The organism is Oscillatoria sp. CS-180 (assembly GCF_028330965.1).
Taxonomy (GTDB): domain Bacteria; phylum Cyanobacteriota; class Cyanobacteriia; order Phormidesmidales; family Phormidesmidaceae; genus Halomicronema.
Map to the genome: position 1 here is coordinate 74,660 of NZ_JAQMUB010000080.1, position 14,722 is coordinate 89,381.

Annotated in this window: 14 protein-coding genes; 4 read left to right on the forward strand and 10 right to left on the reverse strand. The window is 47.4% G+C overall.

Annotated elements, in window-relative coordinates:
- Window positions 1-133 precede the first annotated feature (133 nt).
- Window positions 134-1,849 carry a cation:proton antiporter gene (locus PN498_RS19010; protein WP_272064796.1) on the reverse strand — a complete coding sequence of 572 codons (1,716 nt, stop codon included), beginning with the start codon at window positions 1,847-1,849 and terminating at the stop codon, window positions 134-136.
- Between the two features lie 410 nt (window positions 1,850-2,259).
- Between PN498_RS19010 and PN498_RS19015 the strand changes: the two genes are divergently transcribed.
- Window positions 2,260-3,390 (forward strand): serine hydrolase, encoded by a 1,131-nt coding sequence (locus PN498_RS19015; RefSeq protein WP_272064797.1) that lies wholly within the window; start codon window positions 2,260-2,262, stop codon window positions 3,388-3,390.
- An 18-nt stretch (window positions 3,391-3,408) separates the two neighbouring features.
- Here the strand turns inward: PN498_RS19015 and PN498_RS19020 are convergent, their stop codons facing one another.
- The 7 genes from PN498_RS19020 to tmk form a co-directional block, all read right to left on the reverse strand.
- The gene (locus tag PN498_RS19020) at window positions 3,409-3,693 is read right to left on the reverse strand and encodes a DUF7219 family protein (RefSeq protein WP_272064798.1); all 285 of its coding nucleotides are present in this window, start codon (window positions 3,691-3,693) and stop codon (window positions 3,409-3,411) included.
- Between the two features lie 264 nt (window positions 3,694-3,957).
- Window positions 3,958-4,746, reverse strand: coding sequence for an ATP-binding cassette domain-containing protein (locus PN498_RS19025; protein ID WP_272064800.1), 789 nt, complete (start codon window positions 4,744-4,746; stop codon window positions 3,958-3,960).
- Entirely contained in the window at window positions 4,746-5,927 is a 1,182-nt protein-coding gene (devC, locus tag PN498_RS19030) for an ABC transporter permease DevC (RefSeq protein WP_272064801.1), read from the reverse strand. The genes PN498_RS19025 and devC (PN498_RS19030) overlap by 1 nt, the downstream gene beginning before the upstream one ends.
- Before the next feature lie 7 nt (window positions 5,928-5,934).
- Window positions 5,935-7,074, reverse strand: a complete 1,140-nt coding sequence (gene devC, locus PN498_RS19035) for an ABC transporter permease DevC (RefSeq protein ID WP_272064803.1) — start codon at window positions 7,072-7,074, stop codon at window positions 5,935-5,937.
- Window positions 7,075-8,247, reverse strand: coding sequence for an efflux RND transporter periplasmic adaptor subunit (locus PN498_RS19040; RefSeq protein WP_272064805.1), 1,173 nt, complete (start codon window positions 8,245-8,247; stop codon window positions 7,075-7,077).
- A 418-nt stretch (window positions 8,248-8,665) separates the two neighbouring features.
- Window positions 8,666-9,649, reverse strand: coding sequence for a DNA polymerase III subunit delta' (locus PN498_RS19045; RefSeq protein ID WP_272064806.1), 984 nt, complete (start codon window positions 9,647-9,649; stop codon window positions 8,666-8,668).
- Window positions 9,619-10,305 (reverse strand): dTMP kinase, encoded by a 687-nt coding sequence (tmk, locus tag PN498_RS19050; RefSeq protein ID WP_272064808.1) that lies wholly within the window; start codon window positions 10,303-10,305, stop codon window positions 9,619-9,621. Before tmk ends, PN498_RS19045 begins: the two co-directional genes overlap by 31 nt.
- 575 nt (window positions 10,306-10,880) lie before the next feature.
- Here tmk and PN498_RS19055 point away from each other — a divergent pair.
- The gene (locus PN498_RS19055) at window positions 10,881-11,201 is read left to right on the forward strand and encodes a hypothetical protein (protein WP_272064809.1); all 321 of its coding nucleotides are present in this window, start codon (window positions 10,881-10,883) and stop codon (window positions 11,199-11,201) included.
- 201 nt (window positions 11,202-11,402) lie between these two features.
- Here the strand turns inward: PN498_RS19055 and PN498_RS19060 are convergent, their stop codons facing one another.
- The gene (locus PN498_RS19060; protein ID WP_272064811.1) at window positions 11,403-11,849 is read right to left on the reverse strand and encodes an FHA domain-containing protein; all 447 of its coding nucleotides are present in this window, start codon (window positions 11,847-11,849) and stop codon (window positions 11,403-11,405) included.
- 686 nt (window positions 11,850-12,535) lie between these two features.
- On the opposite strand from PN498_RS19060, the gene PN498_RS19065 reads away from it, so the two are divergent.
- Both PN498_RS19065 and PN498_RS19070 read left to right on the forward strand, forming a co-directional pair.
- Complete coding sequence (locus PN498_RS19065) at window positions 12,536-13,336, forward strand: RMD1 family protein (RefSeq protein WP_272064813.1); 801 nt, start codon at window positions 12,536-12,538, stop codon at window positions 13,334-13,336.
- Window positions 13,337-13,354: 18 nt separating this feature from the next.
- The gene (locus tag PN498_RS19070) at window positions 13,355-14,176 is read left to right on the forward strand and encodes a tetratricopeptide repeat protein (protein WP_272064814.1); all 822 of its coding nucleotides are present in this window, start codon (window positions 13,355-13,357) and stop codon (window positions 14,174-14,176) included.
- Between the two features lie 218 nt (window positions 14,177-14,394).
- Here PN498_RS19070 and PN498_RS19075 read toward each other — a convergent pair whose 3' ends face one another.
- Complete coding sequence (locus PN498_RS19075) at window positions 14,395-14,613, reverse strand: hypothetical protein (protein ID WP_272064815.1); 219 nt, start codon at window positions 14,611-14,613, stop codon at window positions 14,395-14,397.
- Window positions 14,614-14,722: the final 109 nt, after the last annotated feature.

The window sequence follows — 14,722 nt, forward strand, 5'->3', positions numbered from 1 at the left end:
AGACAAAGGCAGTAGGGAAGTTGAATCTGACGGGCAGGCTAGTACTGATAGCTGTCTGAAGCTAAGTACTCATAGCTGTAGCTGTTAGTGAACAAGGTCTAGGGAAGGCAGCTGCTGACAATGTGCTGAACTGCTAGCCTCGGACACTTTGATAGCGATCGCGCCGAATATCTTCAAGAACAGTCTGAATCTCCTTGGTTTCTTCACCTAAGGTCCGTAGCAAGTGGGCTCCAAGTTCCATAGCGGCCTCAAATTCAGGCTGGACGACTTCCCGAGCACCCAGTTGAGTCAGCAGATCAATTTCTCCATACGTGTGAGATCGGGCAATGATGTCGAGCTGGGGTGCACGAGCTAGGGCTTGCTGCAATAGCAGACGGGTACTAATAGGATCGGGAAGGGCGATCGCCAGTGCTTTTGCTGTCGAGACATGGGTTTTCTCCAAAACCTGTTCCGCATCGGCATCTCCATAGATGAAGGGAATGTGGCGGCGGCGAAGTTTCTGAATTGCAGCTTCACTGTTTTCGATGACTAAGACTGTGTAGCCTCGATTCAGCAAAATGTTGACGATTACCTGTCCTACTCTGCCGTAGCCCGCTACGATAATGTGATCGGAGATATTGTCAGGCACGGACAGTAGCTGTGGCTCAGAAAGCTGATCCAGCCATCTTTTCAGATAGGGCACTCGTTTGAATTGGCGAGTCAAGAAAGGTGCACTGTTGATCCAAGCGGGGGTGAGAACTAGCGTAATGGCCGTTGTTCCCAGCAGCAGCAGATATTGCTGTTCCGTGATGATGCCTAGGCCAAAACCCTGAAGTGACAGGACAAAGGAGAACTCGCCAATCTGATTGAGTCCTACGCTAACCAGCAGAGCCGTCTTGAAGGAGTAACCAAACCGCAAGATAATTGGCAAGATAACTAACGCTTTGCCAATCATCACCAAGCTCACTAATTCTAGAATTACGATCCAATTGTTGACCAGCACTTGGGGATCAATTAGCATCCCCACCGAGGCAAAAAACAGACAGGCAAACGTATCTCGTAAAGGTAAAACTCGCCCTAAGGCCTGCTCAGAATAATCAACTTCGGCCACCATTAAGCCTGCAACAAAGGCCCCCATTTCAATAGAAAGCCCCAGCATAGCGGTAGTCCAGGCAATGCCTAAACAGAGGGCAATGGTGGTGAGGAGAAATAGCTCTTGGCTCTCTGTCGCGGCAACAGTTCGCATTAATTTTGGAACAAACCAGCGTCCGACTACGATCGCTCCTGCCAAAAAAATGAAAAATTTGAAGATTGCGCCAGTCAGCATCAGCAGAAATGCATCTGGCTGATTCAAAGCTGGCAAAAAGGCCAGCATAAGGCCTAATGCTAAATCTTGGGCAATCAGTAAAGCCAACATTAGCTGCCCATGAAGCGCACCCGTCTCACCTCGCTCGGTCAAAATTTTGAGTACGACGGCAGTTGAAGACAAGGCCAGCACAAATCCCAAAAAAACGCCTTGCAGTGGAGAGGTTGCCCATCCTGTTAGGGAAGAAATTCCTAAAACAAGTAGGATCGTCGCCCCCATTTGCAGGAGACTGCCCTGGATCGCAATTTTCTGGACTCGCTTCAGTTCAGCTAGAGAAAACTCAACTCCTAAGGCAAACAGGAGAAAAGCAACCCCAATTTCGGCTAATTCTTCAATCTGCTCGACATCATTGAGTAATCCAAAGCCAGACGGGCCAATTAATAAACCAGCAGCCAAGTAGCCCAGCAGTGCTGGTTGACGTAACCGATGAGCGATAAATCCACTAACTGCCGATGCCCCTAGTGCGATGGTTAGATCTAAAACAAACTGGTGTCCAGCAGCCACTGTTGCTCCTAATCAAGAACGACGGTAAACAAAAAAGCGTAGTTGAAATGCCTAAGCTATCAAGTCAGTGCTCAATCTTTGTCATTTCATTTATAATCTCGTTTTGTAATCTCATTTATTAGAAGCGCTTTCGTTGTTCGAATCTTTAGCTGTTTGCATGTGACCGTTAGCGATCGCTCCAATTCCGATTCAAGATTATCTGCTACGTACCTTACAAACCGTTTCGAAACCCTACATTTATGAGAAAACTTTCGCAAGCAAACTCATTAAAATATCTCATTGCTTTAGAGATTCCTTTTATTGGATTCGCTATCGGTTTCGGTTTGTATTTAGGATTCCATCTATCTAGTGAAAGCAGGTTTTCAAAGATTCAGGAGCACGTTAATGTTTGCCAGGACAACTTCAAACCTTTGGCTTCTATAGAGAAGACTTTGACTGACTTCAGAAAACACTGTACAGGTGCGGTTAGTCGTCGCTTGCTCATCCATGAATCGTCCCAGTGGTCTCCTATTGTTCTTAGCGGATTGGATTTTCTAGAGAATGCTCACACCTATGATCAACTCAGATACAACGTTGAAGAGGACCCTCCCTTTCTGTTCAATTCAGATGATGTAAACGCTCCAGATCTTGAGCAAATAGTGAAATCTGTAGTCAGTTTGCTTGAAGCGCAGGGGTATCCAACGGAATCTGTTTCAGTTAGTTTAGTTGACTTAACAGGAGATTGCTGTGACTATGGCGAGTATCAAAGCCTAGAACGGCGGTATCCTGCTAGCACCGTCAAACTCTTCTGGCTCGTGGCCCTTTACGGTTACTACGAAGCCGATATTCTACAGCCTGACGTCGGCTTACCTATCGGTGATGAGGCGCTGATGACTCATTATTCAAATAATGGCGCTTCTAGTCGAGTCCTAGATCTCATAACCCAAACTCAATCAGGCGATAATTTAGACGAAGCTAACTTACTGAATTGGATAGAAGCTCGAAATACGATCAACGACTATTTTGCTTTAGCAGGCTATTCCGATATCAACATTGCTCATAAAACTTTTCCCATTCCTGATTTGAATATGACAGAAAGAACGGGAAGAGACTTGCAGTTTGCAGATAGGGCCCAAAAGGAGGCTGGCAAAGCTATAGAAGGCCGTAATTATCTGACAACATTTGCTTTGGCTCGTTTACTGTATGAAATTGAGACGGGTCAAGCTATTTCAGCAGAGTATAGCGATCGCATTAAACAACATCTTCATCACAGTACAGATCCAGCGGTTTGGCAATATGAAGACAATAATGCCATTGAGGGATTTTTTGGTGAATATTTGCCACCGGATGTTCGACTGTATACCAAGCTTGGTTTTACGTTCGACGATGGCCGTCAAGAAGCTGCAATTATCAGCTCTCCAGATGGCAAAACTAAGTTTATTCTCGTCGTGTTTGCTAACGACTCTGTCTACTCAGACGTTAACTCTAAAGTTTTTCCGGAAGTTGCTGAATACGTATACAACCAAATGCAGCTTCGTAGTTCAAAATTCGACAATAAATAGGAGAAAGAGGATCGATAATTACCGTTCGTCGTCGGGTAAATCTTCTGGTCCAATGTCTGGAAGAGGAGTATCCAAAAGATTTTTCTTAGAAGCTTTGAGCTGTTTCCACAAACCCTTAATTTCCTTATAGGCCTCCTCGCTGGTGATTTTCCCCCCTGTTTCAAGGTTGCAAATGTAGGAAATGCGCTGAGCAAATTCCTGCAAGTTTGCGTTGAAGGTCAGGTTAGGAAGCGATGGTTTGCCCCAATAAGTACTGCGAGGAAGTAAAAAATCGTCTTTATCTTGAGAAGATGTGTCTGCCATATAAGGCTCCGATAAATGAATAAATGCCTGAACTTGGCAACCCGTTTATCGCTAAACGAGAATTAACAGATTACCTATTTTATAGCTTTAGCCATCTTGTCCTAGCAGAACTGGCAATGACTATACCTGTAGCCCTTTAGCAACCATGAATCAGCCACAAACTTACGCTATGCTTAACGCAATGTCGAATATCTCTACCTTGTGGAAGAGAATCTAGAGCCTTACTCAAAATTTTATCGATGACGAGAGTTGAACGAATTCATACTAAAGAATGAACTGATGCCCCTCTGAGTGCTGTGGATCATGGGCTGCGACGAACGTATCAAGTGTTTCGTCAGATTCTAGCCGTCCATCGACCAAATTAATAATTCGGTCGGCCACATCCAAAATTCGATTATCGTGAGTCACCATCAAAATGGTTCGGTTTTGTTCCTTGGCCAGCTTCTGCATCAGCGTCACTACGTCACGACCTGACTGTTTATCGAGTGCAGCAGTGGGTTCATCGGCCAGGATTAACGGGGGTTGATTAACCAACGCTCGGGCGATCGCCACCCGCTGCTTTTGTCCGCCAGAGAGAGAACCCGGCTTGTAGTCCACTCGTTCACCCAGGCCAAGTTGCTCTAGGATACTAATTGCACAGGCTCGCTTAGTGTCGAACTGCCGCGTCAGCTCTACTGCCATTTCCACATTTTGAGAAGCCGTCAGCGATTCAAACAGATTGTGCGCTTGAAAGATGAATCCAATATTGCGGCGAACTTCCACTAGTTTTCGGCCACTCAGCCCAACTAGCTCTCGCCCTAGTACTTGCAGGCTACCCTCGTGAATCGTTCGCAAAGCACCAATAAGGGTTAGCAAGGTGGTTTTACCCGACCCGGACGGTCCTGTCATGATCACGATTTGTCCGCTTGGCAAGTTCAAATTAATGTCAAACAGCACCTGCTTACAGAGATCACCCGTGCCAAAGAAGTAGTTCAGATGACGAACCTGAACAGTCGGTGATGTCTCGTGTACAGCAGTATTCAAGACCTGACTGGAGTTGGAGAAGGATGCCATTAGCCAAAAACCTCTGCTGGATCAGCGGACTGAACTTTACGAACTGCGATCGCCCCTGAAATCAAACACATCACAAACGTCAAAAGATAGATGTTTATAATTCGCTCAAGGGTCATTAAGAAAAAGAGTCCAGTGGCATTTCCAGCCCCAATGTAGAGCAAGCGGCTAATAATGATTCCTGGAATAAACCCTAAGACTGACAAAATAATGGCCTCTTGAATGACTACCCCTAGCAAAAACCAGTTGGTGTAGCCCATTGCTTTCAGCGTTGCGTACTCTGACCAGTGGTCTGCAACGTCTGTATAGAGAATCTGGTAAACCAGAATAATGCCCACAAAGAAGCTCATCACCGTCAGCAGGGAGAACACAAAGGCAATATTGGTGTTTTCTCGCCAGTAAGTGCGTTCCTGATCCTCAAAGCTATTCTCTGGACCAGATCGTCGCATCACTTTGACATCATTGGGCAGAAAGGTGCCCAGCTGCTGTACTAAGTCATCAATATCGCTCCCTGGTTCCACTGTAATCAGTCCAATATCGACAGTAGAGAACGTCCGTTCATCTTCCTCCGGTCCTCGGTCGGCAAAATATCGCAAAAAGTTCTGGTCACTCATAATTAAATTGCCATTTCCTGACGCAAAGTCGGTCCCTAATTCAAAAGTGCCAACAATGCGAACTTCCCGATCTGCTAGCTCCGTGATAATTCCAGCTTCCCTAGGGCCAACTTCAGCTCGTGCCCGAGTATCAATCAAAGCGGTGTTTGGCAATCTGAGGGCATCCAAGTTCTCTTGAATGCCTTCGATGGTCAATGCCGAATCAGCCAAATTGAAAGCCAGTACTCGAACCGGTCGAGTTTTCCGAGTCACCGGATTTTTCCAGCGCACCTCACTGATGTAGAGGGGAAAGGCAGCTTGGACGCCGTCGAAGGCTTTTGCTTGATAAAGTCGGCGGCGGGCAAAGGGTTCCGGCACGAACATGTTGTTCTTCAAACGGTTGATGATCACGATGTCCGCGTTCAATCGGTCAATCAGCTGTATCTGACTGTCGTACAGTGCATTTTTGAATCCGGTGAAGAGAAACATCAGCAGCACAGCAAACCCAACACCAGCTAGAGAGGTGGCGAATTTACGGCGATCGTGAATCAGATTAAGTAGGGCTAATGGGGTCCGTTTCCACCAATACATGGGCGTTCTAAAAGACCTCCGCTGGATCAGCAGTAACGGCTCGTCGCACTGAAATGAGACCCGATAGTCCGCACATCACAATGGTCAATAGGAAAACCAACACCAGTCGATTGGGCGTCATGACCATGGGTAGAGCTGTGGCTCTGAAGGTCAGCCGATAAAGACCGATGGCAACTAGGAGACCAGGAACATATCCTGCCAGGGCTAAGATAACGGCTTCTTGTAGAACGACCCCAAACAGATAGCGTCCGCTGTAGCCCATTGCTTTGAGAGTGGCGTATTCCTTCAAATGATCCCGAATATCGGTGTAGAGGATTTGATAGACGATGACCGTCCCCACGATAAAAGAAACGAGCACGCCCAATGAGAAGATAAAGCCGATCGCCGTATTCACTAGCCAATACTGCAAATCGTTCTGAACGATCTCATGCTTCATCTTGACCTCTACATCCGCCGGTAAAGTCTGTCGCATCGTGGCTGCCACCGCTTCAGGATCGGCTTCTGGCGATAATTGAATTAGCCCCAAGTTGATCTGACTGAAGGGACGAGGTGAAAAGAATCGGACAAAATTCTGGTCACTCATAATTAAGGTGCCGTCAGAGGCAAAGCCTCCACCCAGCGTATATTGGCCGCCGATGGTGATGCGACGGCGATCTGCTTCCGTTTCTAATCCGATTGTTTGGGGACCAAATTCGGCGCGGGAGAGGCGATCAATGAAAACGGTGTCAGGCTGCTTCAAAATGGTTCTGGCTTTTGCCGTTTGTAGTTCCGGCATGACAAAAACAGGGTCCTGAGGATTGATCCCGAATACGAACATAGCGCGGCTAATGCGGGTTTCAGGGTTGCGCCACAGGAGATATTCCATGTAAAGCGGCATGACACGTTCCACCCCTTCAATACCCGCCACCTGATATAGGCGCGTCCGAGGAAAAGCTTTCGTGGTGCTGATTTCCAAAGACTGGGGCGATGTTAGAAAGATATCGGCATCAATGCGCTCATAAAAGTTAACCGCTGTTTGGAGTAAAGCTCCCTGAAAGCCCAAATTCATAAAAATGAGTAAGACTGCAAAAGCCACTCCTGCGATCGCTACCACCAGACGAGTGCGCTCATGCAATAGGTTCAATAACGCGAGTGGCGTACGTTTCATTCAAGACTCCACGTCAATGGCCACATCAACCTGCAAATTTGTGAGTCCAGCAATTACCTCACTCTGATCGACACGAACACGAACCTCCACCACGCGAGCGTCAGCGTTTGCAGCTGGATCATCGTCAAGCACGTCATTTTTGAAAATTTGCAAGCCGATTTGCTCCACAGTGCCCGTCAAGGTTTGGTCAAAAGCACCATTGCGACTGGTGATGGTTGCTCGCTGTCCTATCTCTACGAGCGTGACATCGGTTTCATAGACTTCGGCAACGACATACATCTGCTCAGTATTACCCAGGGCCAGAATGGGATCGCTCGTGGTCACAGCCTCACCCGGTTCGGCGTAGATCTGAAGAATCTGTCCGTCTCTAGGAGCGCGAATGATCGCTTGATCAAGTCGAGCTTCTGCTAGCGCTAAGTTCTGGGTCGCCGAATCAACAGTGACTTGAGCTTGTGCCAGCTGCAAATCAGCAACTTCGGCGTCTACCTGGGCCTCTGCATTAGCCATATTGCTGATACGAGCTGCTTCTAATTCTTGCTTGCGGGCTTGAGCACTTGAAATCTGTTCTCGCAATCGCTGTACCGTCGCTCGTTGACGGTCCACCTCTTGTAAGGCGATCGCCCCGTCGGCATAAAGCTGTTCAAACCGAGCCAAATCTGCCGCCGCAATTCTCAAATCTGCCTGCAAACTATCGATAGTATTTTGCTGAGCCTGAATGGCAGCCGTTTGAGGTTGATCCACCTGAGCTATTTTTGTCTCAGCTTCCTGAATGGAGGCCTCCCCTGCTTGAGTTTGGGCCACTAGTAAATCTTGCGCCTCTGCCAGTTGACTCGCGGCATAGTCTCGTTCTGCTTGACGAACGTCATAGATATCCAAATAAGCCAAAATCTGGTCAGCTTGAACTTGATCGCCTTCCTCGACGTCTAACTGACTCAAACGACCATTCTCAGAAGGGACAACATCGACCACACGCCCAGCAGGTTCGACCCGACCGAGTGCTGCCACCTGCACTCTCTGAGGAGGGGCTACTGGCGTTTCAGTCACGTCATTTTGTCGGGCTTGAATGAGCGATCGCACCCCCCAAAAGGTAAACCCCCCCGCTAAAACCAAACCGACAGCCAATAGCCAAAACGCTTTGTCTGATAACGAGAAACGAGGTCGTTTGATTGCCATAGGGTCTGCCTTCGAAAACGGGGTAGAGATGTTTAGCCATCTGACGATGTGTGTCAAGCAGTGCCTGGGTGTCGTAATAGCCAGATGGCTTGCCGTCCTGTTCTAGCGGAACCAGCGACGACTCTATTGATATTTTAGTCTCACATCTTATGTCAAGAAACTAAACCGTGTAGTTTTAATTTGTTGGCTGTGGACTAGATAAATGGACTAGAACGGTTGAGACTATTCGACCTTATTCTTGTCAGGAACAGGCCGCATTATTGAATCCGCTCTGGCCTTTGAAGATTTAAACAGAGGACGCCAAATTTAACGTCCTCCAAAATTAGAACATGAAGGGGCCTGCGTAAATCTCAAAGAACTCTATGGTCTTGTATCTGCGGCTGTTGGTTAATGATTCGAGAAACTCATCAGTATTTCCTCACTCTTCCAAAAAACTCATCAGTGTAACTTCCCACACCAAACGAGGTTGCACAAAGCGCCTCAAGTGTAGGCGGGCTTTTTCTAAGGCTGCAAGAATAACGGGCGATCGCTGAGTTTGCCAAGCGTGGTGCTGAAGATACTCAACCAACCAAAGTTGAGATTCAGTATCGATTTCTTTACTGATGCGACGGGCAAGGTTCAGTGCTTGGATGAGACTTGATGGAGGCGTTTTGAGTGAGGACAGTAATTCTGCTGGGAGCGTCTGAAGCTGTTCCCAAGCTGCGATCGCCTGGCCTGGACTGCCCTGAGCCATTTCCAGAACGCTCTGCTGATGCAAAATAGCTGAATGCCCTGCTTGAGTCAGAATTGTTGCCAATGTTTTAGACGGCAAACGACGAAACGGAATCGTTTGACAGCGAGACACAATGGTTGGCAACAGATTAGCGCTGTCGGTCGCCAATAAGATAAGGGTGGCCTTTCCCGGCTCCTCTAAAGTCTTTAAAAGTCCATTTGCAGGCGCTTCAGCCATCGTCTCGGCTCCCTCAACGACAACCACAGCACGGGAAGACTCCAATGTGGGTCGAGCTAGAAATCGAGTAATGTCTCGAATCTGTTCCAGTCTAATTTGCGGAGGACTGCGGCGTTTGAGGTCAAGAGTTACAGCTTCGGCTGCTGTAATGGGCTTACCTTTGTGAAGGTAGGTCGGCTCTACCCACATCAAATCTGGGTGATTCCGGTCCTGAATTCGCCGTCTTAAAACTTGGGGATCGGCATTGTGACCGTGGAGGCGTTTGCCATCAGTCTCCATCCAGCTAGGGTGCAGCAAACACTCTGCAAATCGAATAGCTGCCAAGCGTCGTCCAGTACCCGCAGGTCCAGCAAAAAGATAGGCTGGGGCAATGCGCTGCTTGGCGATCGCCTGACACAGCAAGTCAACTGCCGTTTCTTGCCCTAATAAATCTGAAAATGTTTCCCGTACCATATCTTAAGGTGCTGTTCCATGACGGTTTGGACTTGCAACGCGACACCTTCCTCGGATTGAGCTGCGTCAATCGAGATGATGCGTCCAGGATATTGTTCAGCTAGTGTTTCAAACCCCTGTTGCACCTGCCGATGAAAGTCCATGCTGGCCTGTTCCATGCGGTCAAGCTGACCCCGAGAGCGACTGCGAGCCAATCCTTGTGCTGCGTCTAGCTGTAACCAGAAGGTAAGGTTTCCTGTGATGCCCTGCGTTGCAATGTGATTGAGATTCTCGATCAGCGAAAGACTTAATCCCCGTCCAAATCCTTGATAGGCAACGGTTGAGTCAATAAAGCGATCGCATAAAACCCAGCTGCCGGCTTTCAAGGCTGGTAGGATAAGCTCCTCAATATGTTGCGATCGATCAGCGGCATACAGCATTAGCTCAGCTCGTGCCCCTAACGCTAGATTGTCTTGATGGTTTAACAGCAAATTTCTCAGGGATTTGCCTAACTCTGTGCCGCCAGGTTCTCGCGTCACAATGATTTCGGGCACTGCTCCGCAGGATTGTAACGTCTGAAAAGTTGGATGCTGAGTGAGCCAACGTTCAAGTCGCAGCAGCTGTGTGCTTTTTCCACTTCCCTCGACTCCTTCGAAAACGATTAGCTTACCCTGCATATTAGTCAATACGGCACAACATTTACCATAAGCAATCTCAAAGACGCTTAGAAATGCCCATCAGTATTGCATACAAATTTAATGATTGGAGATACATTAACCGCTAAGGGTTGGTTTATTTTGGAGAAATATCATTTTCTTTGGAAGGAGCGCGATCGCAGTTCTACAGTCCAATTTCAAACGAGTTTTCCTGAACAGAGACTTTCCCAGACGAAGTATGTATCACTCCATGGCATCCGTTTCCCTCGTTTTGATAGGATCACGTATTGATTAGTGGCCTGAGACTTTTCATGTGGAGTTGAGGGAACTTCAAATGTTTGACATAGCTCTTATACAGAAAGCTTGTCTACATTCAAATTAGGGTTAAAGTGACGCCGAATACTCAGAAGCGTAGTAAGTACTGCATCTTTTTTATCGGCATTGCTATAGATTAAATATTGCATGAAGTTTTCATCAGCGGAATTGTCAACCATTCCACGAAGATGTATGTCTCTTATCGAGGCATCGCATAGACAAAGGCTAGATTATTGAGTTGATTTTCGTTCTCCCGTTCACTGTTCTCATCCCAAAACTCTATGGCACGGTACACCACATTGTTCAAGGCAGTGAGTTCCCTGACTCATATCCGTCAGAAAATTGCTGACACATTAACGTCCTGCGATTTGAACCTCGTATACGAAAACGAGGATTACCTAGTGGCTAAAGAAAAACCGGGCGGTGTCAAACTAGCGCAGTTGGCAACTGTTGAGGTGCTTATTAACCCCCCAACAGTCTCTGATCCGTCTGTTCGTGTCGATCTCATCGTGCAGAATCAAGAACTGCCGCTCAAGAAGGATAATCACTGCTATCGACTTTTCGAAGTGGTCCACCAGGCGATGTCTAACGCTCCTTTGTAACCTCTGCAATTGTTCCAAGAAGGAAGCGGCTGCACTAAACCGAGTGCTGTAAATCGCGGTTGAAGAGCGAGATCTGCCGTTCCGTATGGGTTGGTGATGCGTGAACTCATTCTATAAGGATGCAGCAATCTATTCGTCTGATTGGTAAACCGTTTCGTTGAACTTCGGACATGTCGAGGCGTCCAAGCTCGGGTTGACTTACTATTCAGAAGCGTTATCTTCCGCTCCATCTTCCAACTCATCAACCATGTTGGGACTGATTAGAGTGATGTCAAATTCATCTGGAGGAGTCGTAGACGTTGGATCGCGCCGCAACTGGTAATAAATAGCTCTAGCTTGAGGTCCGAACACAATCTCATCTTCATTTTTGAGATCATGAGCTGGTACTTTGCGCCCGTTGATTAACATGCCGTTGGCGCTAGGCTTTCCTTTCAGATTGCCGTCAACGATTCGATAGTAGAAAGTATTGTCGTCTTTGGGTAACTGCACTAGAGTGGCATGATGCCGAGAGACAAACTGTGATGATAGGCGAATATCACATTTTGGATCGCGGCCAATCGAGTATACAGAGCCGTCTAGACTGATCTCGCGTCGCCCTTTGCTGTCTTCAACAATCAAGATGCTGCTTAGCTGAGATTCTGGAGACATGCTCGAGCCTTTTCCTATCATGTGTGACAATCGTCGGTGCAACAGATTCCTGCTGGCTTTTTAACCAGTTTTGTAACTCTACCATCACATCTGAGTATCGGCTTAGGTGCTGATACAAAATTAGGTATCCGCTTTGAAGATACCCATAAAAGCCATCAATCTCCATTGGGAAAACTCGTAAACTTTAGGGTGTTTGCCATTGCTGTCAACTGACCTGAGTATGGGTAAGCCGCGCAGCCGGTATCTCTATTCCATTAATTGGGCGGATGAGCAGAGCAACACCTGGATAGATGCAGACAGAATGGATATTCAAGAGCCTCTGAGATGTCCTGTGATCGATTGCCTGGAAGTCGATCCCGGCGAGGGCTTCCTTCTGAATCGAAGTTAGCCAAAAGTAGGTTGGTGCCTTGTCAACGAATCGGCAGAGGAGCACTCCTGTTCCAAAACGGCAAGAGTCAAGTGAAGACCGTGTCAATTTCTATATCCAACCTGTCGATGTTAAATCCGTAACATTGTTGTAAATTTGTTAGCGTTCTGCTGTTTGGGTGTCTCGAATTCAAGTTTTTCCATAGAGCTTAAAAAGGGCGATCGCTTGATTCAACTGTGTCAACTCGGATATTGCTAAATAAGCTTGCGAGTTACCCTCCATTTTTCTAATTGTCCTCTTCTTCTGACCCTCTCTACGAATGCCTGTTCTTTTTGCCGACACCGATACGGTCAATGTCCGCGCCTATTTCTTGGGTCAAAAAATAGAGCTAAGCTCTTTTGCGCAGTCCCCCCCACTTGCTGTTGAACCTCTCATCATTCAAAGAAAACAAGACAACTGTGTCGTCTTGTTTGATTACGGCGTTGCTGTGCTATTCGGCCCTTCAGCGATCGAAGAACCGTCATTTCTAAACGACATTCACGAATTTGTTGTCGAGCCTTTTTCTAAACCTGAAACAGAAGATGTCGTGCTTCAAATCGCTCCGGTAAACGAAGGCAAAGTTGAAGACGGTGTTGTTTTGCTCTCTCAATTCGATATTCCAATCTTGCAGCTTGTTGCTGATGTTCTCGCGAAAAGTGTTGTTTTAGCTAAGTATGAGGCGGAGTCAGCCCAAGTATTTGATCGGATTGAACCTTTTGCAGAAGGATTGCAACAGCCAAGATCGAACAATAAGGGGGCAGACGTACTGCTGAAGCAAATTGGTAACTCCCTGCTAATTCAGCACAAAATCGTTGGGCGTGTTGAAATTGTCGATAAACCTGAATTGTTGTGGGAGTATCCAGAACTGGGTCGCTTCTATGCTCGCATCGAAGATGAGTATGAGATCCAAGAACGTCACCTTGCTTTGGAACGCAAGTTGGAATTGGTCTCACGCACGGCACAAACTGCCCTCGACATTCAACAGCAGAAAACGGGGCTACGTCTGGAATGGTATGTCGTGATCTTAATTGTGATTGAAGTGTTCCTATCGCTATATGAATTGATAATGGTGGACAAATAATCACTGGGAGAGTGAGGAATGGGAGCAGTTGTTGAGGTGACCAGCCCAACGTTTGAAGAAGCCGTTTTGGAGCAGTCTTTTCAGAAGCCTGTTGTCATCGATTTCTTTGCCCAATGGTGTGGTCCTTGCCAGTTGTTAAAACCTTTGCTAGAAAAGCTGACCCAAGACTATGATTTCGTCTTAGCAAAGGTTGATATTGACGAAAGTCCAGAGCTTGCCCGTATTTATCAAGTTGAAGGAGTGCCTGATGTTAAGGTGGCGCTGCAGGGACAGGTGTACAACGGATTCGTCGGAATGCTCCCTGAGCCCCAGCTGCGAGAGTTTCTAGAGCAGCTGGATCTGAAGTCCACTTTTGATGAAGCTATGGAATCGCTGGCTGCTGTGAAAGCAACTGGAAATAAGCAGCAGCTGAGTGAGACCTACACAGCCTTGTTGTCGACTTATTCTGATCGACCGGAACTGGTGTTGGAAGCAGCTCAGTTTTTTCTGACTCAAGGAAACCTTTCTGAGGCAGAAACTCTACTCGATAACGTTGATCCACTACAGCGACCTTATGGAGATCAAGCTGTGGCAATGCGATCGCTCATCGAATTCCATCAAATTGCGGCTGAACTCACTCCGGCGACTGAAGCGGATCAGCTCTACTGGGCCGGGGCTAAAGCGGCTATTTCGGACGATTACGAAACGGCTATGGAACAGTTTTTGACGCTGGTTGAGCGCGATCGCAAATACCGTGAAGATGCAGGCCGAAAAGCTTTGCTGACTCTGTTTGGCGTGTTGGGAAATGACCATCCTCTAACGCAGACCTATCGAAAACGGTTGATGCAGACACTTTATTAAACAGAGTCTATGAAGCTTTATTTGGACGTTACCACTGAGGATATCAACTATTCCAAGCGGGTTGGATGCATCAAAGCTGTTGAGTTGAGGTCTAGAAACCTACTCCACGGGAGATTGCGATCGCCCTTCTAACGCCCCCGTGACCATTTAATCTGGTGCGCACTAGGTTAAATGGTCACGGGGGCGAGTTTTGCTCATATTAGCCCTATTGCCCTACCTCAAATACCTGACTGGGCAAAATGCTCGCGCAGCAGGTCATGGAAGAACCGAAACTCGCCTCCGGTTTGTCGGGTCAAGCGTAACTCAGATGTGTATTTAAGAAAGGCGGCGTAGTCCCGCGGGATCGCCCCACTGCGCCACAGTACTAACCGCAGGGCCAAATGTTGCATAAGGGCAAAACCGCCACTGTAATAAAACGGAGTGAGTAGGGTGGGCATTGCCTAGGATGTTTACTTTCGGAGGTTTAGAAGCAATTCTGTTCATGAACATCTGTGTGGTGGGCACTGCCCACCCTACGCCACCATCAACTTGTAGGGTGGGCAGTGC